The 22728-nt window shown below is 70.2% G+C and carries 23 protein-coding genes; 8 read left to right on the forward strand and 15 right to left on the reverse strand.

Annotation, left to right across the window (positions count from 1 at the left end; genetic code table 11):
• Window positions 1-13 precede the first annotated feature (13 nt).
• Window positions 14-1003: a methyltransferase gene (locus AOZ49_RS13300; protein WP_054475792.1), complete on the reverse strand. Its 990-nt coding sequence runs from the start codon at window positions 1001-1003 to the stop codon at window positions 14-16.
• A gap of 361 nt (window positions 1004-1364) precedes the next feature.
• Between AOZ49_RS13300 and AOZ49_RS13305 the strand changes: the two genes are divergently transcribed.
• Window positions 1365-2117 (forward strand): sulfite exporter TauE/SafE family protein, encoded by a 753-nt coding sequence (locus tag AOZ49_RS13305; RefSeq protein WP_231690334.1) that lies wholly within the window; start codon window positions 1365-1367, stop codon window positions 2115-2117.
• Window positions 2118-2183: 66 nt separating this feature from the next.
• Window positions 2184-2891, forward strand: a complete 708-nt coding sequence (locus tag AOZ49_RS13310) for a YoaK family protein (RefSeq protein ID WP_054432086.1) — start codon at window positions 2184-2186, stop codon at window positions 2889-2891.
• Here AOZ49_RS13310 and AOZ49_RS13315 read toward each other — a convergent pair.
• From AOZ49_RS13315 to AOZ49_RS13325, 3 genes are all read right to left on the reverse strand, one after another.
• On the reverse strand, window positions 2879-3073 hold the full coding sequence (locus AOZ49_RS13315) for a hypothetical protein (RefSeq protein ID WP_054432088.1): 195 nt from the start codon (window positions 3071-3073) through the stop codon (window positions 2879-2881). The genes AOZ49_RS13310 and AOZ49_RS13315 overlap by 13 nt on opposite strands.
• Window positions 3070-4029, reverse strand: coding sequence for an Lnb N-terminal periplasmic domain-containing protein (locus AOZ49_RS13320; protein ID WP_231690335.1), 960 nt, complete (start codon window positions 4027-4029; stop codon window positions 3070-3072). The genes AOZ49_RS13315 and AOZ49_RS13320 overlap by 4 nt, the downstream gene beginning before the upstream one ends.
• Before the next feature lie 80 nt (window positions 4030-4109).
• On the reverse strand, window positions 4110-4808 hold the full coding sequence (locus AOZ49_RS13325; RefSeq protein WP_082380436.1) for a MarC family NAAT transporter: 699 nt from the start codon (window positions 4806-4808) through the stop codon (window positions 4110-4112).
• 181 nt (window positions 4809-4989) lie between these two features.
• On the opposite strand from AOZ49_RS13325, the gene AOZ49_RS13330 reads away from it, so the two are divergent.
• The gene (locus AOZ49_RS13330; RefSeq protein ID WP_231690336.1) at window positions 4990-6384 is read left to right on the forward strand and encodes a lysozyme inhibitor LprI family protein; all 1395 of its coding nucleotides are present in this window, start codon (window positions 4990-4992) and stop codon (window positions 6382-6384) included.
• On the opposite strand, the gene AOZ49_RS13335 is transcribed toward AOZ49_RS13330, so the two are convergent.
• Together AOZ49_RS13335 and AOZ49_RS13340 are read right to left on the reverse strand one after the other, a co-directional pair.
• On the reverse strand, window positions 6381-7754 hold the full coding sequence (locus AOZ49_RS13335) for an amidase (RefSeq protein ID WP_054475799.1): 1374 nt from the start codon (window positions 7752-7754) through the stop codon (window positions 6381-6383). The genes AOZ49_RS13330 and AOZ49_RS13335 overlap by 4 nt on opposite strands.
• Complete coding sequence (locus tag AOZ49_RS13340) at window positions 7751-9088, reverse strand: MFS transporter (RefSeq protein ID WP_054432096.1); 1338 nt, start codon at window positions 9086-9088, stop codon at window positions 7751-7753. Before AOZ49_RS13340 ends, AOZ49_RS13335 begins: the two co-directional genes overlap by 4 nt.
• Before the next feature lie 140 nt (window positions 9089-9228).
• Between AOZ49_RS13340 and AOZ49_RS13345 the strand changes: the two genes are divergently transcribed.
• From AOZ49_RS13345 to AOZ49_RS13355, 3 genes are all read left to right on the forward strand, one after another.
• Window positions 9229-10269 carry a LacI family DNA-binding transcriptional regulator gene (locus AOZ49_RS13345; RefSeq protein WP_054432098.1) on the forward strand — a complete coding sequence of 347 codons (1041 nt, stop codon included), beginning with the start codon at window positions 9229-9231 and terminating at the stop codon, window positions 10267-10269.
• A 108-nt stretch (window positions 10270-10377) separates the two neighbouring features.
• Window positions 10378-10824 carry a type III secretion system chaperone gene (locus tag AOZ49_RS13350; protein WP_054475800.1) on the forward strand — a complete coding sequence of 149 codons (447 nt, stop codon included), beginning with the start codon at window positions 10378-10380 and terminating at the stop codon, window positions 10822-10824.
• Between the two features lie 10 nt (window positions 10825-10834).
• A complete protein-coding gene (locus tag AOZ49_RS13355; protein WP_054475802.1) occupies window positions 10835-13153 on the forward strand; it encodes a DUF4135 domain-containing protein in 2319 nt (772 codons plus the stop codon).
• Here the strand turns inward: AOZ49_RS13355 and AOZ49_RS13360 are convergent.
• Window positions 13134-13937: a class I SAM-dependent methyltransferase gene (locus AOZ49_RS13360; protein WP_054475804.1), complete on the reverse strand. Its 804-nt coding sequence runs from the start codon at window positions 13935-13937 to the stop codon at window positions 13134-13136. The genes AOZ49_RS13355 and AOZ49_RS13360 overlap by 20 nt on opposite strands.
• 280 nt (window positions 13938-14217) lie before the next feature.
• Between AOZ49_RS13360 and AOZ49_RS13365 the strand changes: the two genes are divergently transcribed.
• Complete coding sequence (locus tag AOZ49_RS13365) at window positions 14218-14601, forward strand: DUF4180 domain-containing protein (protein ID WP_054475806.1); 384 nt, start codon at window positions 14218-14220, stop codon at window positions 14599-14601.
• Between the two features lie 15 nt (window positions 14602-14616).
• On the opposite strand, the gene AOZ49_RS13370 is transcribed toward AOZ49_RS13365, so the two are convergent.
• Genes AOZ49_RS13370 through AOZ49_RS13405 form a run of 8 tightly spaced genes read right to left on the reverse strand, consistent with a single transcriptional unit; the run spans window position 14617 to window position 22336 of the window.
• Window positions 14617-15600 (reverse strand): ABC transporter ATP-binding protein, encoded by a 984-nt coding sequence (locus AOZ49_RS13370; protein ID WP_054475809.1) that lies wholly within the window; start codon window positions 15598-15600, stop codon window positions 14617-14619.
• Entirely contained in the window at window positions 15597-16598 is a 1002-nt protein-coding gene (locus tag AOZ49_RS13375) for an ABC transporter ATP-binding protein (RefSeq protein ID WP_054432105.1), read from the reverse strand. The genes AOZ49_RS13370 and AOZ49_RS13375 overlap by 4 nt, the downstream gene beginning before the upstream one ends.
• Window positions 16595-17467 (reverse strand): ABC transporter permease, encoded by an 873-nt coding sequence (locus tag AOZ49_RS13380; RefSeq protein ID WP_054432107.1) that lies wholly within the window; start codon window positions 17465-17467, stop codon window positions 16595-16597. Before AOZ49_RS13380 ends, AOZ49_RS13375 begins: the two co-directional genes overlap by 4 nt.
• Window positions 17464-18405, reverse strand: a complete 942-nt coding sequence (locus tag AOZ49_RS13385) for an ABC transporter permease (protein WP_054475811.1) — start codon at window positions 18403-18405, stop codon at window positions 17464-17466. Before AOZ49_RS13385 ends, AOZ49_RS13380 begins: the two co-directional genes overlap by 4 nt.
• Window positions 18402-19541, reverse strand: coding sequence for an NAD(P)/FAD-dependent oxidoreductase (locus tag AOZ49_RS13390; protein ID WP_054475815.1), 1140 nt, complete (start codon window positions 19539-19541; stop codon window positions 18402-18404). Before AOZ49_RS13390 ends, AOZ49_RS13385 begins: the two co-directional genes overlap by 4 nt.
• The gene (locus AOZ49_RS13395; RefSeq protein WP_054475818.1) at window positions 19538-20935 is read right to left on the reverse strand and encodes an FAD/NAD(P)-dependent oxidoreductase; all 1398 of its coding nucleotides are present in this window, start codon (window positions 20933-20935) and stop codon (window positions 19538-19540) included. Before AOZ49_RS13395 ends, AOZ49_RS13390 begins: the two co-directional genes overlap by 4 nt.
• On the reverse strand, window positions 20932-21228 hold the full coding sequence (locus AOZ49_RS13400) for a (2Fe-2S)-binding protein (RefSeq protein ID WP_054432115.1): 297 nt from the start codon (window positions 21226-21228) through the stop codon (window positions 20932-20934). The genes AOZ49_RS13395 and AOZ49_RS13400 overlap by 4 nt, the downstream gene beginning before the upstream one ends.
• Window positions 21209-22336, reverse strand: coding sequence for an NAD(P)/FAD-dependent oxidoreductase (locus tag AOZ49_RS13405; RefSeq protein WP_054475820.1), 1128 nt, complete (start codon window positions 22334-22336; stop codon window positions 21209-21211). The genes AOZ49_RS13400 and AOZ49_RS13405 overlap by 20 nt, the downstream gene beginning before the upstream one ends.
• An 82-nt stretch (window positions 22337-22418) precedes the next feature.
• On the opposite strand from AOZ49_RS13405, the gene AOZ49_RS13410 reads away from it, so the two are divergent.
• Window positions 22419-22728, forward strand: a 310-nt coding sequence (locus AOZ49_RS13410) for a LysR family transcriptional regulator (RefSeq protein ID WP_156355658.1), incomplete at its 3' end; no start/stop codon positions are given.

The following is a 22728-nucleotide window of genomic DNA, read 5'->3' on the forward strand; positions in this document are numbered from 1 at the left end:
GGTGGATAACGGGTCAGACCTTGACGGCCGACAGCAGGCAGAACCCGCTGCTTTCCTGGCGCAGCACGGCTTGGCGCTCAAACCCGGCCGCCGCGATCTGCGCCTGCATGTCGCCCACCGTCCAACTGCGCCCGCCGTCCCACAGCGCCAGCGCGGACAGGTTGTGCAAGGTGGTGAACAGCGGCGCGCGCCGGTCCTCGGCAAGGAAGTAGCCCTGCACCAGCAATGTCCCGCCCGGACGCAATGCCTGCCTGGCGCGGTCCAGCATCGATCGGCACACCGGCGCGCTCTCCTGATGCAGCACGTTGGAAAAGAGCAGTGCGTCGGCGCCCTCGCCGAAACCGTCTTGCCGATAATCGGCCACCTTGGCGCTCACGCGGTCCGCCAGGCCGGCCGCGCACACGGTTTCGCGCGTGATCTCGACAACCGGCGCCAGATCCAGAACCAGTGCGGTCACCTCGGGCCGCGCCGCGCACAAGGCAATGGAATACGTGCCTGCGCCCCCGCCGACATCCACCAGATGGCGAATGGGCGCCGCTTTCAATGCCTCGGCAAATGCAGCTCCCGAACGGGACGCGAACTGATGCATGCCCAGGATGAAGTCACGCATGAACTGGGGGTCTTCGCCCAGCCATTTGGACTGGTTGTCCACCGCCTCGCCGCGCCGCACCGCCTCGGCCAGTTGCGCCCAAGGCTGCTTCCAGCGCGCCATGACGCGGAGCCAGCACAACAGGGATTCGGGACTGTCCTCGGTGAGAAAGCGCGCACTGAGATCGGTATTGGCGTAGCGCCCGCCGTCGCCCGTCAGGAGTTTTTGCGCGACCGCGCAGTCCAGCAGGCGTTCCAGCGGCTCGGATTCGCAACCGAGTTCCAGCGCCAGCTCGGCGCATGTGCGGGGTTCGGACAAACGCTGGGCAATCCCCAGGTCGGCCAAGGCATACAAGGGCTGCCCCTCCCAATGCCCGAACGCCAACCGGGAAAACGCCATGAAGCTCACATCCATCGATATTCCCTCCTGATTCAGCGGTGATGGCCCGACGGGCCAGACAGGTGAACACGCAACAACCCCGGGACGGGGTTGGAAACCAGCGATCAGGATGGGGCACGCAAAACCGAGGGAGATCCGGCCGCATGCGCCATCCTGGGAGTTGACAGCGATCTTGCGGGGCGGCTAAAAGGCGTCGCCGGAGTTTTTTTGAAGTCCATATAATGGACCATTATTTATTCTTTTATTTTCGAGCATTCTATACCCACGCAGAAAATAGGCAATAATAAATTTCGTCCGATATATAGGCCCAATATAAAGGTCCAATATATGGACCATTATTCCGCTTAACCAAAAAGGTGTGGGTATGGAGTGGAGCATGGCGGCACTGCTGGCCGGCGCGGGCGCGTTAGGCGGCGTCATCAATGCGCTGGCGGGCGGCGCCACACTGATTACTTTTCCCGCGATGGTGGCGGCGGGCCTGCCGCCCGTCATCGCCAATGCCTCCAGCGCGGTAGCCATATCGCCCGGCCATATCCTGGCGGCGCTGGCCGATCGCGAGAATCTGCCCGCTCCCGATCGGCGCTTCTGGCTGCTGTCGATCGGCGCCACCGCGGGCGGCGCGCTGGGCGCATTCATCCTGCTTGCCATCCCGCCCGCCTATTTCATCCTGCCCGTGCCGGCCCTGATCGCATTCGCCACCTTGCTGTTTGCCTTTGCGCCTCAGGTGCAGGCCTGGAGCGCGCGCCGGCGCGGCGGCCAAGCGCAGGAGAGTCGCGCGCGCGGCGTGCTGCCGATCACACTGGCCTCCGTGTATGGGGGTTTTTTTGGCGCCGGGCTGGGCGTGATCCTGACCGCGGTGATTTCAATCACGGATCCCGGAAACCTGCGCGCCATCAAATCGCTGAAGAACCTGCTGGCCACGTTTGTCACCGCCGCGGCGATCGTCATCTTTATCGCGCAGGGCTCGGTCCATTGGCCTGCCACGCTCTGCATGCTGGCCGGCGCGCTGGCGGGCGGCTATCTGGGCGGCCACTTGATACGTGTCCTGCCCGCTTCGGCAGTCCGGGGGTTCGTCATTGTCACGGGCGCCGTCATGACCGTGATCTATGCGGCGAAGTACTGGTTCTGAGTGTGCGCGAATCGCACAACTGCGATACAACGGTAGGCACTTTGCCGTCACCCTGATGGAACGTCGATGTCCACGCCTGCCGCCCCCTCCGCCAGCCCCCCTGCCGCCCCCGCCGACGAACGCCTGCCGCTGCTCCTGAGCCTGAACGGCGGCTACGTCGACACCCTGGGATTCATCGCGCTGCACGGCCTGTTCTCGGCGCACGTGACCGGCAACTTCGTCACCATCGGCTACGCGCTGGGCAATGGCGCCTCGGGCGCCTGGACCAAGCTGGCGGCGCTGCCGGTGTTCTGCCTGGGCGTGTTCCTGGCGCGCCTGTATGGCCAGGCGCGGCGCGACGCCGGCAAGCCGGCCTTCATGCGGCTGCTCACGGTCAAGACGCTGCTGCTGTGCGTGGCGGCGGCGCTGGCCGTGACGCTGGGGCCGTTTCCGATGGGCGACAGCTGGGGACTGTTCGCCACCGGCATGACGCTGGTGCTGGCGATGTCGATCCAGAATGCGGTGCACCGGGTGCACCTGGGCGCCGCGCCGCCGTCGACGCTGATGACGGGCACCACCACGCAGATCATGCTGGACCTGGCGGACACCGTCCGCGGCGAGGCCGACGCGGCCGCTGGCCGCCGCATGCGGCGCATGGGCCGCGCGGTGCTGGCGTTCGCGATCGGTTGCGGCGCGGCGGCCCTGCTGCATGTCGGCATCGGCCTGTGGGCCTTTGCGTTGCCGCCGCTGGTGTCGCTGGCGGGCCAGGCGCTGGCGCGCGCCTACCCCGGCTGACGCGCCTGGTTCGGACGCGGCGCGGCGGACGGATCCTGCTTGTGGACGTCCTGCGGCGGCTGGCCGCGACCGCGCAGCCGCTGCGCGAGGTAGTCGTAGACCAGCACGCCCGGCGTGCGCATCGCCAGGAACAGCAGCGCCCCGAACAACAGGATCAGCAACGCGGCGCGCAGCGAGATCATGGCGCGCTCCCGGCGCGCAGGTGGCGGCGGATGGTGCGCGAGAAGCCGATGGAATCCTCGCCCAGGATCGGCGGGATGCCGACGAAGCCGCGTTCGCGCAGGGTCTGCAGCGGCAGGCTGGTATCGAGGCCGCCCTGGTCGTGCAGGTACTCGGGCAAGTAGCCGGACAACAGGATGCGGTAGTCCAGCGGCAGGCCGGGCACGATGGCCCGCACCATGCGGTAGACCAGCGTGGTGCAGTTGGCGGTGACCGTGTGATAGAAGCGCGGCGTGTCGGCCAGCTCGTTGGCCGTGCGCACGTACGACAGGAACAGCTGGCGCATCGCGTCCGCCGGCATCTTCACCGGATAGAGATAGACGTTCTCGGCGCGCGGACCGGCGCGCACGTAGAGCACGTCGCGCTCGTCGGCCGCCACCACGCTCAGTTCGAACTTCTTGAAAAAGCCGCCCAGTTCCGAGAACTGCTCGCCGCGCTCCTTGCGGATCTCGACCGAGAAGACGACATGGCGGCCGTCGGCGAAGCCGAAGGACACCAGCGTGTGGGCGATGGCCGGACCGTCCCAGTACGACAGGGCCATGTCGACCGATTGCAGCGTGGCGAGGTCGTAGACGCGGGTTTCCCAGCGCGGCGTGTAGTCGGTGTCCGAGCGCCATTTGAAGTCGCGCACGTTGTCCAGCGTGACGATGCTGCCGGCGACGCTGCCGCGCAGCGTCCGGGCGACGTCATCGGCCCAGACCCGGTCATTGGACGGGGCGATGCTCTGCCACCACGCCGCCAGTGCCAGCAATGCCAGCAGGTAGGCCCACAGCGCGGGCCGGCGCCGCAGGCGGCCGGCGCCATGCCACAGCCGCAGCAATGCATACAGCCCCAGGGCGACCCACAGCAGCATCAGCAGCGCCTTGCCCCAGACGGCCGCCGGCCCCTGGTACCAGAACGCCAGGCAGGCCCATGCCATGGAGCACAGCATCAGCAGGCTGAGCGCGCCCCCGGCCCAGCACCCGCAGGCAGCGCCAGGCCCGGCCAGGCCGCGCGGGGTCAGACACCGGCGCCATGCTGGCTCACGATTTCCAGCACGCCGTTGATGACGAACTGCACGCCCATGCACACCAGCAGGAAGCCCATGATGCGCGAGATGGCCTCGACCCCGCCGTTGCCGATGAGGGCGACGATGCGGCCGGCCGAGCGCAGGCAGATCCAGAACAGCAGGCCCAGCAGCGCGAAGACGATGATCGGCGTGACGGCGATGGTCCACGCCGGGTACTGGCTGGCGGTCTCGCTGCCGACGGTCGAGGCGGCGCTGATGATCATGGCGATGGTGCCCGGGCCGGCGGTGCCCGGCAGCGCCAGCGGCACGAAGGCGATGTTGGGCACCTGCCGGTGGACGGCCACGTCGGCGGCCACGTCGGCTTCGCGCTCATCGCTGGCCGCGGCGGTGGCCGACGGAAACAGCATGCTGAAGCCGATGCTGACGACGATCAGGCCGCCTGCGATGCGCAGGCCCGGGATCGAGATGCCGAAGGTAGCCATGATCCAGGCGCCGGCGTAGTACGTGACCAGCATGATGCCCACGACATAACAGGCGGCCTGCCGGATCTGGCGTTCGCGCTCTTTGTAGGGAATGTGCTGCCCCAGGGACAGCAGCATGGTCATGGAGGTCAGGGGATTTGCCAACGGCAGCATCAGCGCCAGGCCCAGGCTGACCAGCTTGCCCAGTTGAACCAGATCATCAATCATCGCGGCGGAGGAAAAAACGGCGGGTCGGGACGGAGGTGCAACGCGCTCGCCCAGGGTCGTCGGCTGCGCTACACCGCACAGTGTAATGTAAGCAAAGGAAAACATCCGTACTTACCCTGTGCCCCGCCCCGGTACGATGCGCCCTTGGCCGCCCGCGGCCCATCCCTGACAGGAATTCTCCGTGACCGTCGTCCGTTTGCGCGGGCTGCCCGCCGCCCTGCTTCTCGCGTTCACTCCCTTCGCCGCGTCCGCGGCGGCCGGCATGGATTGCGGCCAGGCCCGCACGCCCACCGAAAAGACCCTGTGCGCCGACAGCGCGCTGCACCAGCTCGACGCCGAACTGGGCGCGGTCTACGGCAAGCTGCGCGCGGCCCGGCCGCAGCAGGCCGACGCCCTGCGCCAGGCCCAGCGCGGCTGGCTCAAGCAGCGCAACCTGTGCGGCGCCGACGGCGACTGCCTGCGCCAGCGCTACGAGACGCGGCTGGCCGAATTGCAGGGGCAGCTGCGGCGCGCCCAGGGCTACGCGCCCGACGCCACCGACAGGCTGGCGCTGGAAGACCTGCGCCAGGCGGTGGCCGCGGCCCGCCTGAAGGATCCCGAGATGCCGCTGGAGTCCGCGTTGGCGGCGCTCTCGGTCAAGACCGAAGCCACCACTTTCTCCAATGTGCGCGCCGCCGACGGCGATGACCTGGCGCGCCTGCCCGCCGAGCGGCCGGCGGGCGTGACCGAGGACGAATGGCGCGCCGTGCTGGCGTCCGGCCTGGACGGCGACAACGACGCCGAAGGCGGCAACGTCTCGTACACCCTGCTCGACCTGGACGGCGATGGCCAGCGCGACCTGGTGGTCGACACCTACATCGGGGGCACCGGCCTGTTCTCCGACGTCGGCGCGCTGCGCCGCGACGGCGCGCGCTTCGTTCCCGCCGATGCCAACGGCGCGCCGGACGCCGGCGGCTCGCTGTACACGATCAACGGCCGCGGCGCCAACCAGTCGGGCGACTGGATCCGCCTGCGCGGCCGGGTCTACGCCACCTATCGGGTCGGCAACTACGGCGAAGACCGCCTGTATCTATTGAGGCCGCTGTACCGCGTGGGCGATGCGCCGACGCTGACCGTGCGCTATCACTATGACCTGTCGGTGCCGCGGCAGCAGAAGCGCCCGGACACGGGCGCGGTCAGGACGCTGGACGAGACGCTGCACGCGGCGCTGACCCATGCGCTGGCCGGCCTGCCGCCCGGCCCGGCCAAGGGCGACGCCCCTGGCGACAAGCCGCTGTGCCCGGTGCCGGCCGGCACCAGCCTGGACGAGCGCGAGACCTACAACGGCTACGGGCCCGGCCACTACAGCTACGAGACCGTCGGCGACCTGACGGTGCGGGTCGGCCCGCAATGCTACGTGGGCCGGGTGGTGGACTGGTTCGGCGGCTACAGCGCCAAGGCCGGCCTGGCCGCGCAGCTCTGGATCCGCGATCCCGACCCGGGCGGCAAGCAGGACGCGTTCGACCTGCGCGGCAAGCGCCGCGCGGTCGATATCGACACGTCGATCGGCCCGGTGCAGGGCGACAACGGCGTCTAGGGCCGGCGCCAGTGGCGCGCCGCCAGCGCCAGCAGGCGTTCGTCGGCGCCCTCGGCCGCCACCAGTTGCAGCCCCACCGGCAGCCCGTCGACCCAGCCGGCCGGCAGGGCGATGGCGGGCAGGCCCAGCAGGTTCCACGGATTGGTCAGGCCCAGCAGGGTCTCGCGCACCCCGGCGCTGCCGGGGCCGGCCACGCTGCGCTGCTGCAGCGCGGGCGCGGTGATCGCCACCGCCGGCAAGGCCAGCACATCCACCCGTTCGAAGATTCCGGCGAACACCGTGCGCAAATGGGCCCGCGTCTTGAGCGCGCGCACGTACTCCCAGCCTTGCACCGGGCGCGACGCGCGCAGGCGCTCCAGCACTTCGGGATCGTATTTGCCGGGCTCCTGCTCGACCCGTTCGGCGTGCACTTCATAGGCCTCCGAACGCTGCACCGCGCCCAGGGCGGCCTGCAGCGCGCGGGCGTGGCGCGTGACCTCGGCGCCATCCTGCAGCACGCCGCCGAAGCGCTCGGCCGCGGCCCGCGCGCACGCGGTGACCGCCGCGTCGTCGATGGCGAACGGCGCGTTCGGCACCCACATCATGCGCGGCGCCGCCGGGCCGGGATCGGCGCCCAGGCCGATCGCGCCGCCGCTCAGGGCCTGCATGAAGACCTGCGCATCCTCGACGTGATTGGCCAGCACGCCGGCGTCCTCGATGCTGGGCGACAGCGGGAACAAGCCGCGCGCCGAGACCCGGCCGTGGGTCGGCTTGAAGCCCACCAGGCCGCACAACGCCGACGGCACGCGCACCGAGCCGCCGGTGTCGGTGCCCAGCGCCACCGGCACCATGCCGGCCGCGACCGCGGCCGCGCTGCCGGCGCTGGAGCCGCCCGTGATCTGGCTGGTGCGCCAGGGGTTGCGCGAGGCGCCCTGCACGCTGCGGTCGCCGGTGGGACCGTAGGCGAATTCATGCGTCAGGGTCTTGCCGATGACGATGGCGCCGGCCGCGCGCAACAAGGCCACGCACTCGGCGTCGGCCTCGGGCCGGTGGCCGAGGAAGTGCGCCGCGCCCATGGTGGTGGGCATGTCGCCGGTGTCGACGTTGTCCTTGATGGCGACGGGGATGCCGTGCAGCGGTCCGCGCACCTGGCCCCGGGCGCGCTCGGCGTCCAGCGCGCGGGCCGCGGCCAGGCCGGCCTCGACGTCGACATGCACGAAGGCGTTGACGACCGGGTTCAGGCGCTCGATGGCGGCCGCCGCGTGGCGCACCAGCGCCTCGGCGTCCAGCGCGCCCTGGCGCATGGCGTCCTGCAGATCGGCCAGACTGCGGCCGGCGAAGAAGCCGGGTTCCACGGCCAGGGCCGGAGCGGAATTCGATTGGGGGTTCATTGCGCGGCTCCCTGGCGGCTGGCGGGCAGGCGCGGCCCGACGCCCGGGCGCACCTGCAACATGGCGATCATACCGACCGCGGTGGCGACCGAGGCGGCCACGAACATCACCGAGTAACCGTGGCGCACGGCCAGGTAACCGGTCAGGGTCGGCGCCAGGATCGAGGCGATATTGGCGAAAAAATGCATCAGGCCGCTGAAGGTGCCGACGCGGCTCGCGGGCGCGGTGTCGATCACCACGGCCCAGTAGACCGAGTTGGGCATGGCGTTGAGCGCGTTGGCCAGCGTCATCAGCGCGATTACGGCGAACACCGACTGCGCCTGCGACACCAGCAGGAAGCACAGCGTGGTGGCCAGCAGGCAGCCGGCGGCGAACCAGCTGCGGGCGATCTTCAGGTTGCCGGTGCGCCTGGCCAGCATGTCGGAAATGCGGCCGCCCAGCAGCACGGTGACGCAGGCGCCGGTCCAGGGAATCATGCCCATGTACCAGAGCGACGACAGGCTGTAGCCGAAGGTGTCCTGCAGGTACTTGGGGGTCCAGGTCAGCAGCAGGAAGTTGACGTAGTTGAACGAGAAATACCCCAGCGTGTTCAGCAGCAGCGTCTTGCTGCGAAAGAAGCTCCACCACGGCAGCGCCGGCGCGTCGGCGCCCTGCCCGGCCGCCTGCTCGGCGCGCGCCGCCTGGATCTCGCGCAGTTCGGCCGGGGACACGCGCGGGTTGGTGTCGGGCCGGTCGGTGAAGATGCGCATGAACAGCACCAGCACGATCAGGCCGGCCGCGCCCAGGATGTAGAACATGGCGCGCCAGCTGCCGGTCAGGCTCAGCAGGCCCACCGCCACCGGCGCCGTCAACAGCGCGCCCAGCGGCGTGCTGAGCAGGCCGAAGCCGACCACGAAGCCGCGTTCGCGCGGGGTGGCCCAGTTGGCGATGGTCTTGTTGATGATGGAGTACGCCGGGCCCTCGGCCGCGCCGAACAGGATGCGGATGGTGGCGAAGCCCGCCAGCGCCGAGCCGCCCAGGAAGGCCAGGCCGAAGTCGCCGGCCCAGGCGGTGGCGATCTCGAAGATCGACCAGGTCACCCCGGCCACGATCCAGACCTTGCGCGGGCCGAAGCGGTCGGCCAGCATGCCGCCGAACAGCGCGCCGACCATGTAGCCGTAGCCGAAGTAGCCCAGCACGGCGCCCCAGTCGCCGCGGTCCAGGCCGTATTCGCCGGTGATGTGGGCGGCGGCGTAAGACATGGCGCCGCGGTCGATGTAGTTGATCAGTGCCAGCAGCACGACCATGGTGAAAATTCGGTAACGGAACCGCGAGTTCCGGGATTCAAGAGTCATTGCGATCAATCCAGTCGATTTACCCAAACGTTTGGGTTGCGCAATGCTAAGGGGTCGGAAAACAAAAATCGACACCGTGTAAACCCTAGGTTGCCGCGAAAGGCCCTAAGACGGTATTCGGGCGTGTATCCTCCAGCCCCATGAACAAATCCCGCCCTGTCACGCTGCAAAGCCTGGCGCGGCAGCTCGGTCTGAACGTGTCGACCGTGTCCCGCGTCCTCAACGGTTCCGACGACGACGCGCGCGCCGCCGCCGCGCCGGACACGGTCAAGCGGGTCCGGGCGCTGGCCGCCGAACTGCAATATCGGACCAACCCCCACGCGGCCAGCCTCAAGACGCGCCGCAGCCGCACCATCGGGGTGCTGGTGCCGCGCCTGTCCGACATGGTGCTGGCCACCATCTACGAAGGCGTGGACGAGGCCGCCGCCGAGCACGGCTACCTGACCTTCGTCTCCAACACCCAGGACGAGCCCGACAAGCAGCGCAAGCTGATCGACATGGCGCTGGCGCGGCGCGTGGACGGCCTGATCCTGGGCGACGCCCACAGCCACGACGGCGCGGCGCCCAATCCGCTGCTGGCCGAGCTGGCGCAGCGCGACGTGCCGTTCGTGCTGGTCAGCCGCCACGCCGACGACCACTGCGCCGTGACCTGCGACGACATCGAGGGCGGCCGCCTGGCCGCCGAGCACCTGCTGGCCATGGGCCACCGGCGCATCGCGGTGATGGTGGGCGAACCGTTCGCCAGCACCGGCCGCGACCGCTCGGCGGGCTTTTTCGCCGCCTGTGCGCGGCAAGGCGTCGAGGTGCCCGCCGACTGGCGCATCGAGAGCCCATTCGACACCGACGCCGGCCGCCAGGTCGGCGCGCGCCTGCTGGCCGGCCCGGACCGCCCCACCGCCATCTTCGCGGTCAACGACTTCCTCGCGGTGGGCGTGATGGGCGCGGCGCGCGAGCAGGGCCTGGAGGCCGGCCGCGACGTGGCCGTGGTGGGCTACAACGACACGCCGCTGGCGGGCGCCCTGCCCATCGGCCTGACCACCGTCCATTCGCCGATGCACCAGATGGGGCGGCTGGGACTGGAACTGCTGCTGCAGAAGATCGACGGCGGCGCCCCGGCCAGCGTGCGGCTGGCGCCGTCGCTGGTGGTGCGCGGCAGCAGCGACCGGCCGATACCGGGCTGAACGAAGCCCGGAACCTTCCGGCCGTTCCCGTTACTCATTCTCCTGACACCGCCTGACGCCCGTCGGGCGCGGCCCGCCCTGCGGCGCGGCCCCATCCAGGAGAGGCGCATGAATCCCACCGAACGGTTCAAGGAACTGCTGACGGAACTGGCCGGCGTACTGGGCGTGGATGCCCTGCCCCTGTCGGAATCCGATACGTGCACGCTGGTCATCGACAACAACCTGCCCGTGAATCTGGCGATTGACGCGCAAGGACTGGACCTGACGCTGTTCGCGCCATTGGGAATCATCCCGGAACAGCGCCGCGCGGAGCTGTTCAGCCAACTGCTCCGCGCCAATGGCGCGGGCACCTCGCCCTACACGCTGGGCCTGGCGCGTCAGGCGGACGTCGCGATCCTCAGCACCCGCCAGCCGCTGGCCCTCGCCAACGCGCCTGGACTGGCCGAGAGCCTGGCAGCCTTTATCGACATCGCCCTGCGCTGGCGCGCCACGCTCGAAGCGCCAGCGACCGACACGGCAGCGCCGGCCGCGCCCGGCAACTGGCTGCAAGCCTGAGGAGCCCACCATGGGTATCGGTCTCGACCAATTCCAGGGAATCGTCAACACCGCCCCTGCTGCCGACCGGATCATCGTCGGGCATGAAACGCCGGACGACCCCAAACTGCAGAACGCACGCCCCGGCAACAACCTGACGTGGCTGTTTCACGTCACCGTGGAAAAGCTGTCGACCTTCTTCAGCAACCGCGTGGCCCAGCAGAACCAGGAGGTGCTCAACACCTTCCGCGACGCGCTGCAAACCGAGTACGGCCCCAGCTCCGGCATGGCCGCGCTACGCGACGAACCGGTGCAGGCCCTCACCGCGAATCGCATCACCGGCGCCATCCAGGCGGCCCAGGTCCATGCCCAGGATCGGATGGCGGCGCTGAACGCGATCAAGGAGGAAAACCCCTCTGACCTGCAGATCGACGCCGCGCTGAACTATGTCATGGAAGACATCGCGTTGCCGCGCGGCGCCCGCGGTGAAGCGGTGGAACCCGCGCTGAAGGGGGCGATGCGCGCCATCCTGCCGCAACTGATACAGGCCGATGGCACGGAACGGCTGGAGCTCGCCGGCAAGCTGGGCGCGAAACTGGCGCAGCGGCTCGAGGAATACGTGGTCCGCGCGCTTTACCAATTCGACACGCAAAGCCGTACCGGCGGCGGGCGCAACCTCGACAAGCAACCCGTGGCGCCGCTATTGGCCAAACTCGAAGCCGACGGCGGCGTCGACGCGCTGCGACGCATGGTGCCCGCGATGGACGTCCACCTGAATCGGGAGGCGGCGGGCTTCACCACCTGCATGAAGACCCTGCTGGAACGCCTGGAACGCGATCACGGCGCGATCGGCCCCCGCTTCCTCGAGACCGCCAGCGCGGGAAAACTGGTCGGTCTCACGCTGACGGACAGCGATCCGCACAAGCAAGGCAACCGGGTCGCGATCCTGACGTTCGAGGGCGGTGGCAAAGTGGTCTACAAGCCCCGGGACGTGCGCATCGATGAAGCGCTCTCGGGCAAGGATCTGGAGGCGCGCGACGGCCCGCCGCGCCGCAGCCTGCTGGAGATGGCTGGCGCGCAGGACATGACCTATCGCTTCCTGCCGCGGTCCCATGAGGACGTGGACTATGGCTACGTGCAGTTCCTGCCGCACAGCTCGGCCCAGGGTCACGTGATCGACTCCGCAGAGGCCGGACGGGTCTTCGGCGACCTGGGCCGGGCCATCGCCGCGCTGATGCTGGCGGGCGCGAGCGACCTGCACCACGAGAACATCATGGTCAGCCAAGGCCGCTTCTTCTTCACCGACCTCGAATTCGCGCTGGTGCCCGAAGCCATCAAGCACCTGACGACCCTGCTGACGCTCGATCCGCCCCCGCCGAAGTCACCGGAGGCCGGCCCGTCCACCGCGGTCACCGCGCAAGCCGATACGTCCACGGAGGGACTCGCCACCCCGCAACAGGCGCCGAAAACGGAGGATGCGGCAAAGACGTTCGAAAAACTCATGCGGGCCATGATCCTGAACGACACCTTTTCCCGCGCCACCGACAACAATCCGCTGTGCAGTCCCTACAACATCGTGGACGGCGTTTTCCATACCGCCGAACCCACCACCGAAGTCATCGAAAGCCTGATCATCCTGCGCACGCCGGATGATCAGGGCGGCATGACTTACCTGCACAACCGCGTCCCGCCGCAGACCGAAAACGGACCGACCCCCTATTCGCTTTACCACAGCCAGTTTGGCACGGGCGTGACCGCCGGCCTGACCGCCTTGAAAGCCAACGGCGGCCTGGCGGAGTTTCATGCCGCGATTCCCGATTTCCACCTGCGCTACCATCCCATCAGCACGCAGGACCAACGCACCATCCTCGGCGACTTGCGCTATGAGACCTTCCGCAGCACCACGTCCGCGGCGGTGGCAGACTTCTACAACGGCGCCACCGAACTATCGACCTTGAAGCGGCTCCTCGACGGCGTGACGCTCTGCCCGCCAGAAAGCGAAAAACGCGCGCCGTTGCAGGCCGCCATGTACACGGCCTACCAGAGCCATGACATCCCCTACTTCAGCCGGCAGGTCAACAACCGGGCCGTGTATCCCGACGGACTGACCTCCCGCCCGCTGCAATGGGGAGCCGACAACACCACCGACTACTTCGACAGCCGGGCCGATGCGCACGGCGCGGACCTGGAAGCGCGCCTGGCCCAGGCGACGACGCTACAGTTCGCGCACATCGGCACGCTGGCCAGCGAGTGGATGAAGGAACGGGTCCCGTCGGAGGCCTACGTGCTGGATCTGCCCGGCAACCAGACCCGCGCCATGATCGAGGAAATCACCCAGCCACGGACTTGACCGCCCGCGTCGCCAGGAACGTCGGCACGTACCCGTCGATCACGAACCGCGGCCGCGGCTGCCGGTCTTCGTGAAAGCCCGCCAGCAGGAAGCCGGCGTCCAGCTGGCCGCCGATCTGGTCCTGCAGGCTGTGGCCGAACACCAGGGCCTCGCCGCGGTCGCGCTTGGCCTGCAGCGCGGCCGCATCGAGCGCCGTGATGTCCGCGTACGGCAAGGCATACACCGGCCGGATCAGGCCGTCCGCGGCATAGCGCGGGTCGCGGTCGCCGACGAACACCACCGGGTTGTAGAAGCTCGACAGCAGGCTGCCGCCCGGGCGCAGCACGCGAAAACACTCGCGCCACACCGGCCGCACGTCGGGCACGTAGAGGTTGGAGATCGGGTGGAACACCACGTCGAAGGACTGGTCGGCGAAAGCCGACAGGTCGCGCATGTCGCCCTGCACGGCGGTCAGCGCCAGGCCGTCGCGGCGGGCCACGGCGCGGTCCTGTTCCAGCTGGCGCGCGGACAGGTCGAACACGGTGACGTCGGCGCCGGCCGCGGCCAGCACCGGCGCCTGCTGGCCGCCGGCCGAGGCCAGGCAGAGGATGGACAGTCCCTTCACCTGGTCGAGCCAGCCGGCCGGCAAGGGGCCGGGCGTCAGGCGCACGGCCCAAACGCCGCGGCGGGCGGCGGCGATGATGTCGGGGGTGACGGGGCGCGACCACTCGCAGTCCTGCGCGGCGAGTTGGTCCCAGGCGGCCTGGTTGTGGGCGATGAGGTCGAACGGATCGTTTGCGGGCATGAAGCCTCCGGAGTCGTGATGCGGACTGGACCGCGCGGGGCGCGGCTGGCAGGCGGGCACAAGGGCCCGGCGTGGAGACCCGGCATCACGCACGGCGCGGCCCGCTCGTCGGGCTAGGCGGGCGCGTCAGCGGATGGGGTCGCTTCAGGCAGCGAGGATCACGTCGTCATACTCCGGTGGAATGGCGGCCATTCTAGCAGCCCCGGCCGCCAAGGCGCTGCGCGGGCCGCGATATCATGATCGCCCCAAGACTACACCTCCCGATCCAGGCAGCCACGCCATGAGCACGCCATCCCCCACGCTCGTCGACATCGGCGGCAAGCGCGTCCTGCAATTCGACGCGGCCGGCCCCGCCCTGGCCACCGGCCAGGACACCAACGACCTGATCAGCGCCGCCTGGGAGCACGAGGCCGAATGGCTGGCGCTGCCCGCCGCGCGCGTGCATCCCGATTTCTACCGCCTGGAAACGCGCATCGCCGGCGAGCTGATCCAGAAGTTCGTCAACTACCGTTTGCAGTGCGCGGTGGTGGGCGACATTTCGGCCTATCTGGCGGACAGCAAGTCGCTGCGCGACTTTGCCTACGAGACCAACCGCGGCCGCGTGTTCTGGATGCTGGATGACATGGCGGCGCTGACCGCGCGATTGACGGCAAGCCAGGGCTGAACGCGGCGGCGCCGGCTACCCCATCGTCCGCTCGGCCTCCAGCGGATGGAAACAGGCCACGACCCGCTCGCCCTGCCCCATCAGCGCCGGCACCTGCTGCCTGCAATCGGCCTGCGCCCGCGCGCAGCGCGGATGGAAGGCGCAGCCCGGCGGCAGGTGCGTGGGCGCGGGAATCTCGCCCTCGATGCGCGCCAGCCGGATGCGCGCCCGCGGGTCGGGCACCGGCGAGGAGTCGCGCAGCACCCGGCTGTAGGGATGCTGCGGCCGGTCCAGCACCTGCGCGGTCGGCCCGCGTTCGATGATGCGGCCCAGGTACATGACGCAGACCGTGTCGCAGAAGTGGCGCACCACGCCCAGGTCGTGCGAGACGAACACGAACGACAGGCCGCGGTCGCGCTTGAGCCGTTCCAGCAGTTGCAGGATCTGCGCCTGCACCGATACGTCCAGGGCCGATACCGGCTCGTCGGCCACGATCAGCTCCGGGTCCAGCACCAGCGCGCGGGCGATGCCGATGCGCTGGCGCTGGCCGCCGGAGAACTCGTGTGGATAGCGGTCCAGCGCCGACAGCGGCAGGCCCACTTCCTGGATGGTCTGCTCGACCTTGGCGCGGATCCAGGCGGCGTCGCCGCGGCGGTGCACGCGCAGCGGCTCGGCCAGCGCCTGGCGCACCGTGCGGCGCGGGTTGAGCGAGGCGTAGGGATCCTGGAACACGATCTGGATGCGCTGGCGCAGCGCCCGCAACGCGGCCGCGCCGGCCTGGCGGATGTCATGGCCGTCGAACACGATGCCGCCCTCGTCCGGCTCGATCAGCCGCAGCAGGGTGCGCGCCACCGTCGACTTGCCGCAGCCGGACTCGCCCACCAGCCCCAGCGACTGGCCGCGCGCGACGCTGAACGACACGTCGTTGACCGCCCGCACCGTCTGCCGGGGCCCGCCCAGCCAGCCGCCGCCGCTGTCGAAGCGCTTGACCAGATTGCTAACCTGCAACAGCTCGCTCATGCCACGTCCTTGTACGGTTCGGCGCGCACCACACAGCGCACTTGGTGTCCCGGGCCGATGGCGGCCAGCGGCGGGCGGCTGCTCTCACAGCGCGCCTCTTTCAGGCGGCAGCGCGGCGCGAAGGCGCAGCCGGCGGGCATGGCCGTGATCGCCGGCACGCCGCCGGGGATGGATTCCAGTTCCTGGTTGTCGGCGTCCACCCGCGGCATGGCGCGCAGCAGCGCCTCGGTGTAGGGGTGGGTGGGCCGCGCGAACAGCGTGTCGACGTCGGCGGTCTCGACCACCTCGCCGGCGTACATCACGGCGACGCGATCGGCGATCTGCGCCACCACGCCCAGGTTGTGGGTGATGAACAGCACGGCCATGCCGTGCGCCTCTTTCAGATCCGACAGCAGGCTCAGGATCTGCGCCTGGATGGTCACGTCGAGCGCCGTGGTGGGCTCGTCGGCCAGCAGCACGCGCGGCTTGCAGGCCAGCGCCATGGCGATCATGACGCGCTGGCGCATGCCGCCCGAGAACTGGTGCGGATAGTCGTCGAAACGGCGCGCGGCGGCGGGGATCTTGACCTCTTCCAGCACCGCCAGCGCCTGGCGCCGCGCCTCCTTCCACGACACGCGCCGATGCAGCCGGATGGCCTCGGCGATCTGGTCGCCCACCGTCATGGTGGGGTTCAGGGACGTCATCGGCTCCTGGAAGATCATGGCGATGGCCTCGCCGCGCAGCTTGCTCATCTGCTTTTCGGACAGGGCGGTCAGGTCCTGGCCATCCAGCAGCACCTGGCCGCCGCCGTGGCGCGCGCCGGCGCCGGGCAACAGGCGCAGCACCGACAGCGCGGTCACGCTCTTGCCGCTGCCGGATTCGCCGACCACCGCCAGGGTTTCATTGCGGCCGACGCTGAGCGACACGTCGCGCACCGCGGCGTGCCAGGCGCCGCCAGCGCGGAATTCGGTGCGCAGCGCGCGCAGTTCCAATACGGGAGCTTGGGTCTGGGGGTTCATGAACGCTCCGAACGCAGCTTGGGATCGATGGCGTCGCGCAGCGCGTCGCCCAGCAGATTCAGGGCCAGCACGGTCAGCAGGATCGCGACGCTGGGGAACACCGTCAGCCACCAGGCGTCCAGGATGTTCTCGAAGCCCTCGCGAATCATGCCGCCCCAGGTGGCCGCCGGTGGCGGCACGCCCAGGCCGATGAAGCTGAGCGAGGCCTCGGTGCGGATGGCCGAGGCCATCCACAGCGAGCCCAGCACCACCACGTCGGACACCATGTTGGGCAGGATGTGCACGCCCATCAGGCGCAGCGGACCGTAGCCCAGCGCCCTGCCCGCCTCGACGAAATCGCGTTGCTTGAGCGCGATGGTGGGCGCGCGCGCCACCCGCACGAACGGCGCGATCTCGGTGATGGCGATGGCGATGATCAGGTTCTCCAGGCTGGCGCCCAGCATCGCGGCCACCATCAGGCCCAGCAGCAGCGTGGGAAACGACAGCAGCACGTCGACCAGGCCCATGATCAGCTGGTCCACCAGCCCGCCGACGTAGCCGGCCAGGATGCCGAGCGCCGAGCCGATGCACATGGCGATCAGGATGGCGACGAACCCCACCAGCAGCGACACGCGGGCGCCGTAGATCAGGCGCGACAGCACGTCGCGGCCGTAGCTGTCGGTGCCCAGCCAGAACTCGGCCGAGGGCGGCTCCAGGCGGTAGGCGATGTTCTGCTGCAGCGGATCGTGCGGCGCCAGCCAGGGCGCCAGCACGGCGGCCAGCACGATCAGCAGCAGCAGGCCGATGCCGACCCACGACAGGCGGTTGCGGGACAGCGCCTGCCACAAGGCATTGGGGCGCGCGGGAGAAGCGGCGGCGATGGCGCTCATTGGTATTTCACCCTAGGATCGACCAGCCCGTACACCAGGTCGGTCAGCAGATTGACGACGATCACGCACGACGCGAACACCACCATCAGCCCCTGCAGCAGCGTGTAGTCGCGGCTGTTCAGGGCGCCCAGGATCAGCTTGCCCAGGCCGGGGCGGTTGAACACGATCTCGGTCAGCACCGAGTTGCCGATCAGCGTGCCGAAATACAGCCCCACCACGGTGACGATGGGGATCAGCGCGTTGCGCAGGCCGTGCCGCACCACCAGGCGCCAGGGCCGCACGCCCTTGGCGCGGGCGGTGCGCACGTAGTCCTCGCCCATCACGCCCAGCATCGACGAGCGCGTCACGCGCATGACATAGGCCATCATGATCAGGCCCAGGTTGAAGGCCGGCAGCACCAGGTTGCGCAGCTGCGTGCCCCAGTCGCTGCCGCCGCCGCTGCCGATCACCGGGAACCAGCGCAGCTGGATGGCGAACACTAGCAGCATCAGGATGGCCGACACGAAAGCGGGAAACGACAGCCCGGTCAGCGACAGCAGCCGGCCCAGGTAATCGGGCCAGGCGTTGCGGCGCAGCGCGGCCCAGATGCCCAGCGGCAGGCCGAAGGCCACGCCGATCAGGATGGCGGCGGCGGTCAGCTGCAGGGTCCACGGCAGCACCAGCGCCACTTCCTGCAGCACGGTGCGGCCGCTGGCCATGGAGACGCCGAAGTTGCCGGTCAGCATGTCGCCCAGGAAGCGGCCGTATTGCACGTAGGTCGGCAGGTCCAGGCCCAGCCGCAGGCGCAGCGCGGCCAGGGCCTCGGCGCTGGCCTGGTCGCCCAGCATGACGGCGGCCGGATCGCCCGGCACCAGCCGCACCAGGATGAAGACCGCGGTCAGCATCGCCAGCAGCGTGGGGATCGCCAGCAGCAGGCGCTTGATGGCGTAGCGCATCATGATGATTGCTCCTTGGCCGGCGGCGACATCAGCCGCTCGGCCCGCAGGTTGCCGATGGCGCGCGCGGTGTGCCCGCGCAGCGCCAGGTCCGCCAGCGCCGCGCCCACCACCGGCACCAGCTCGAAACCGTGGCCCGAGAAGCCGAAGGCGTGCAGCACGCCAGGCGCGTTGGGCGACGGGCCGATCACCGGCAGCATGTCGTCGGTCTTGGCTTCCAGCCCGGCCCAGACCCGCACGATGCGGATGTTGCGCACCGACGGGAACAGATCGGTGGCGGCGTGCGCGCCCTTGGCCAGCACCCGCATGCGGGCGGTGGAGGTCTCGCGGTCCAGGTCGGGAATGCCCTGCAGGCCGCCGCCGATCACCAGCGTGCCCTGGTCCGACTGCTTGAACGACAGCGAGCGGCCCATGATGGCCACCACCGGCTTGATGAAGGGCCGCAGCCGTTCGCTCACCATCATCATCGACGACTTGGTCGCCAGCGGAATGTCGTCGCCCGCCATCGCCGCGATGCGCGCCGACCAGGCGCCGGCGGCGTTGATGACGCAGGGCGCGATCCACGGGCCGGCCTCGGTCAGCACGCGCCAGTCCTGGCCCTGCCGTTCCAGGCCGGTGACGCCGCAGTGCTCGATGATGGTCACGCCGGCCTGCTCGGCGCTGGCGCGGAAGGCGCGCAGCGCCCGATGCGGATCGGCCGCGCCGTCGCGCCGCGCGATCGACGCGCCCAGGCAGTGCGGGCTCAGGTCCGGCAGCAGGCGGCGCAGTTCGTCGGGGCCGATCAGCTCTTCGTGGGTGTAGCCGCGGGCGCGCAGGTCGGCGACGCGCGCCTCCAGCCTGGCCAGCGCCGCCGGCGTCTCGGCCACGCAGATCTGGCCGTTGGCGTGGAAGCCGCAGTCGTCGCCCACCAGCGAGGCCATGGCGTGCCACATGTCCATGGCCTCCAGCGACAGGTCCAGTTCGCCCAGGTCGCGGTTCAGCGTGCGCACCCCGGCGGCGGTGGCGCCGGACGCGTGCCGGCCGACCCAGTGTTTCTCGATCACGACCACCCGCCGGCCCTCGCGCGCCACATGCAGCGCGGCCGACAGGCCATGCAGGCCGCCGCCGATCACGATCACATCGCAATGCCGTGCGCTCATGCCTGTTCTTCCTCGATGTCCAGCGATGCCAGCTCGCCCAGCGTCAAGGGCTTGAGCGGCGGGCGGATGCGGTAGAAGCCGACCTCGGCCACCGGCCGTTGCTGTTCGGCGGCGACGATGTGGGCGATGGTGTAGCCGCACTGGCGGCCCTGGCACGGGCCCATGCCGGCGCGGGTGTACGACTTGATCTGGTTGGGGCCGGGCTGGCCGATGGCGGCCGCGCGGCGGATGTCGCCGGCGGTCAGCTCCTCGCAGCGGCAGACGATGGTGTCATCGGACGGCGCGAAAATGCCGGCGCGCGGCGGGTACAGCGCGTCCAGCATCGGCCGCAGCCGCAGCAATCCGGCCAGGCGCGCGCGCAGCGGCGCCGCCAGCGCGTCGGCGGCCGGTTGCGCCAGGCGGCCGGCATGCAGCGCGATGCCCGCCGCCACCAGTTCGCCGCGCACGCAGGCGGCCTGCGCGCCGCCGATGCCGGCGCCGTCGCCGGCCACGTAGATGCCCGGCCGGCTGGTCTGGCCCCACGCGTCCAGGTCCGGCGCCAGGCAGGCCTGTTGCGGGTTCCAGCTGTGGGCGCATTCGAGCGCGCGGGTCATGTGGATGGACGGCACCACGCCCTCGTGCGACAGCAGCACGCTGGCCGGCGCCCGGGCGGTGACGCCGCCGGCGGTGTATTCGATTTCCCGCAGCTGGCCGTCGCCCAGCGCGCGCAGCGCCGTCACGCCGCGCACGCGCTTGACGCCGGCCGCGCGGATCTCGCGCAGCCAGGCCAGGCCCTTGCTGACGTCGCCCCAGGCCGCCAGCGCCGCGCCCAGCCACGGCAGCGCGCGGCGCCAGCCGCCGGGCGGCGAGGTGTCGAGCCAGCCCGCGACCTTGCCGCCGGCGCGCAGCAGCTGCGCCATGTACAGCAGCGGCAAGGGACCGCTGCCCGCCACCCAGACCGGATCGGCCGGCACCTGGCGCGAGGTCTTGAGCAGGATCTGCGCGGCGCCCACGGTCAGCACGCCGGGCAGGGTCCAGCCCGGGAACGGCGCGGGCCGTTCCTGCGCGCCCAGCGCCAGCACCACGCGAACGGCCCGCACCACCTCGGCGCGGCCCTGGCGCGTCATGTAGACATGCCAGTCGGGTTCGATCTGCCAGACCTGGGTGTCGGGTTCGTAGAACGCGCCACAGGCGCGGAAGCGTTCCGCCAGGCCTGCGCCGGCGCGGTACTCATCGCCCAGCAGGCGGCCGGTGGGCGTAGCCGCCACCGCCTCGACCGCGCGCCAGATCTGGCCGCCCGGCGCCGGCTGCTCGTCCACCACCAGCACCGTCAGGCCCTGCGCGCGCAGGCCGATGGCCGCGCTCATGCCGGCCGGACCGGCGCCGATCACCACCACATCGAATTCGCGTTTCATGGCAGCACGCTCCGCTTGCCGAACTGGCGCTGCACGCGCATGCCGTCGCGCACGGTGACCAGGCAGGTCTGGGTGGAGGCCACGCCGTCGACGATGGCCAGGCAGTCGAAGCACACCCCCATCATGCAGAACGGGGCGCGCGGGCTTTCGTGCACCGGCGTGGTCCGGCTGGCGGGCGTGGGCTGGCGCAGCAGCACCGCGGCCACGGTCTCGCCGGCGGCCGCGGTGACGGTCTCGCCGTCGATGGTGAGCGTCAGCGCGGGCGCGTCGGACTCAGGCAGTTTTCTGAACATTGAAGCGCTCATGGTGAAAGGCATCCAGGGAATCGAGCGGCGCGCCGCCGGCCAGCGCGCGGGCGTAGGGCCCGGCATGGAACGACGCCAGCGTCACGCCGGAATGGCAAAGCGCGATGGACACGCCATCGTGGGTCGGGGAATCGGCATAGACCGGGCCGCCGTCGGGCGTCATCACGCGCAGGCAGGACCAGTGGCGCACCAGCCGCGCGCCGGCCAGGCCGGGCAGGATGCGCAGCGCGTTGCGGCTCATGCGGGCGGCGGCGGCCGAGGTGGTGCCCAGGTCGTAGCCCACCTCTTCCTGCGTCAGGCCCACCATCACGGTGCCCTCGCCGGTCTGGCGCATGCCGCTGGCGGGCACCGGCAGCAGCGGCGCCAGGCGTTCGGTCACCAGGATCTGGCCTCGTTGAGGCCGCAGCGGCACATCCAGGCCGGCCATGGCGCCGAGCGCGGCCGAGCCGAGGCCGGCGGCGATCAGGAGGCGCGGCGCGCGGGCCCGCAAGGCGCCGGCGCTGACCTCGATACCGCCGCCCGGCAGGCGGGCGATGGCGGTCACGGCGTGGCGGTTGCGCAGTTGCCCGCCGCGCCGCAGGAAGGCGGTCTGCAAGGCGGCCAGCAGGCGCAGCGGATTGACGTGGCCGTCCTGCTCGCCGAAGCTGGCGCCGGCCACGGCGTCGCCCAGCCGCAGGGACGGAAAGCGGCCCCGCAATTCGGCGCGATCCAGGATCTGCGTACAGGCGGGGGCTTCGGGCGCCTGCCCGTGCCAGTTGCCGATGCGCTGCGCGCGGCCGGCCAATTCGTCGTCGCTCAGGCAGAAGTGCAGCCCGCCGCGGCATTCGTAGTCCAGCGCGATGCCGCTGTCGTCCTGCAGCTGGCGGGCGAATTCGGGCCAGGCCTGCACCGCCTCGCGCGACAGGCGCTGGTAGGCGGGATAGCCGTGCCCCTTGCCCTGCAGCCACACGAGGCCGAAGTTGGCCTTGGCGGCGCGGTAGTCGGTGTCGGCGCCGTCCAGCAGCAGCACCCGCCGGCCCAGGTTCGCCAGGCCGTAGGCGGCGGCCGCGCCGACCATGCCAGCGCCCGCCACGATCACGTCGTAGTCATGCGCCATGGCTGGGCGTCCTTGCATCGTGTCCGGCCGCGCTATAACCTTCGCGACTGGCAAACCGGTTGCCGCCCTTTTTGGTTATGGCATGAAAGAAACCCTGAACCTGCGGCAGGTCGAGGCCTTCAAGGCGGTGGTGGAACACGGCACCGTCAGCCAGGCGGCCATCGCGCTGGGCGTGTCGCAGCCCGCCGTCAGCAAGCTGCTGGCGCACCTGGAGACCGACACCGGGCTGACGCTGTTCGACCGCGTGCGCGGCAAGCTGGCCCTGACCGCGCGCGGCATGCGGCTGTACCAGGAGATCGACCGCGTCTTCAGCGGCCTGCGCCAGCTCGAACAGGCGGTCGACTCGATCCGCCGCGACGAGCAGCGCACGCTGACGGTCGGCGTGCTGCCGG

Source organism: Achromobacter sp. 2789STDY5608615 (assembly GCF_001298995.1).
GTDB lineage: Bacteria > Pseudomonadota > Gammaproteobacteria > Burkholderiales > Burkholderiaceae_B > Achromobacter > Achromobacter insuavis.

Excerpts from the sequence above, each read along its gene's own strand:
- AOZ49_RS13300 (WP_054475792.1), bottom strand. The coding sequence starts at position 1,003 with ATGGATGTGAGCTTCATGGCGTTTTCCCGGTTGGCGTTCGGGCATTGG.
- AOZ49_RS13305 (WP_231690334.1), top strand. The coding sequence starts at position 1,365 with ATGGCGGCACTGCTGGCCGGCGCGGGCGCGTTAGGCGGCGTCATCAAT.
- AOZ49_RS13310 (WP_054432086.1), top strand. The coding sequence starts at position 2,184 with ATGTCCACGCCTGCCGCCCCCTCCGCCAGCCCCCCTGCCGCCCCCGCC.
- AOZ49_RS13315 (WP_054432088.1), bottom strand. The coding sequence starts at position 3,073 with ATGATCTCGCTGCGCGCCGCGTTGCTGATCCTGTTGTTCGGGGCGCTG.
- AOZ49_RS13320 (WP_231690335.1), bottom strand. The coding sequence starts at position 4,029 with ATGGCATGGGCCTGCCTGGCGTTCTGGTACCAGGGGCCGGCGGCCGTC.
- AOZ49_RS13325 (WP_082380436.1), bottom strand. The coding sequence starts at position 4,808 with ATGATTGATGATCTGGTTCAACTGGGCAAGCTGGTCAGCCTGGGCCTG.
- AOZ49_RS13335 (WP_054475799.1), bottom strand. The coding sequence starts at position 7,754 with ATGAACCCCCAATCGAATTCCGCTCCGGCCCTGGCCGTGGAACCCGGC.
- AOZ49_RS13340 (WP_054432096.1), bottom strand. The coding sequence starts at position 9,088 with ATGACTCTTGAATCCCGGAACTCGCGGTTCCGTTACCGAATTTTCACC.
- AOZ49_RS13345 (WP_054432098.1), top strand. The coding sequence starts at position 9,229 with ATGAACAAATCCCGCCCTGTCACGCTGCAAAGCCTGGCGCGGCAGCTC.
- AOZ49_RS13350 (WP_054475800.1), top strand. The coding sequence starts at position 10,378 with ATGAATCCCACCGAACGGTTCAAGGAACTGCTGACGGAACTGGCCGGC.
- AOZ49_RS13355 (WP_054475802.1), top strand. The coding sequence starts at position 10,835 with ATGGGTATCGGTCTCGACCAATTCCAGGGAATCGTCAACACCGCCCCT.
- AOZ49_RS13360 (WP_054475804.1), bottom strand. The coding sequence starts at position 13,937 with ATGCCCGCAAACGATCCGTTCGACCTCATCGCCCACAACCAGGCCGCC.
- AOZ49_RS13365 (WP_054475806.1), top strand. The coding sequence starts at position 14,218 with ATGAGCACGCCATCCCCCACGCTCGTCGACATCGGCGGCAAGCGCGTC.
- AOZ49_RS13370 (WP_054475809.1), bottom strand. The coding sequence starts at position 15,600 with ATGAGCGAGCTGTTGCAGGTTAGCAATCTGGTCAAGCGCTTCGACAGC.
- AOZ49_RS13375 (WP_054432105.1), bottom strand. The coding sequence starts at position 16,598 with ATGAACCCCCAGACCCAAGCTCCCGTATTGGAACTGCGCGCGCTGCGC.
- AOZ49_RS13380 (WP_054432107.1), bottom strand. The coding sequence starts at position 17,467 with ATGAGCGCCATCGCCGCCGCTTCTCCCGCGCGCCCCAATGCCTTGTGG.
- AOZ49_RS13385 (WP_054475811.1), bottom strand. The coding sequence starts at position 18,405 with ATGATGCGCTACGCCATCAAGCGCCTGCTGCTGGCGATCCCCACGCTG.
- AOZ49_RS13390 (WP_054475815.1), bottom strand. The coding sequence starts at position 19,541 with ATGAGCGCACGGCATTGCGATGTGATCGTGATCGGCGGCGGCCTGCAT.
- AOZ49_RS13395 (WP_054475818.1), bottom strand. The coding sequence starts at position 20,935 with ATGAAACGCGAATTCGATGTGGTGGTGATCGGCGCCGGTCCGGCCGGC.
- AOZ49_RS13400 (WP_054432115.1), bottom strand. The coding sequence starts at position 21,228 with ATGTTCAGAAAACTGCCTGAGTCCGACGCGCCCGCGCTGACGCTCACC.
- AOZ49_RS13405 (WP_054475820.1), bottom strand. The coding sequence starts at position 22,336 with ATGGCGCATGACTACGACGTGATCGTGGCGGGCGCTGGCATGGTCGGC.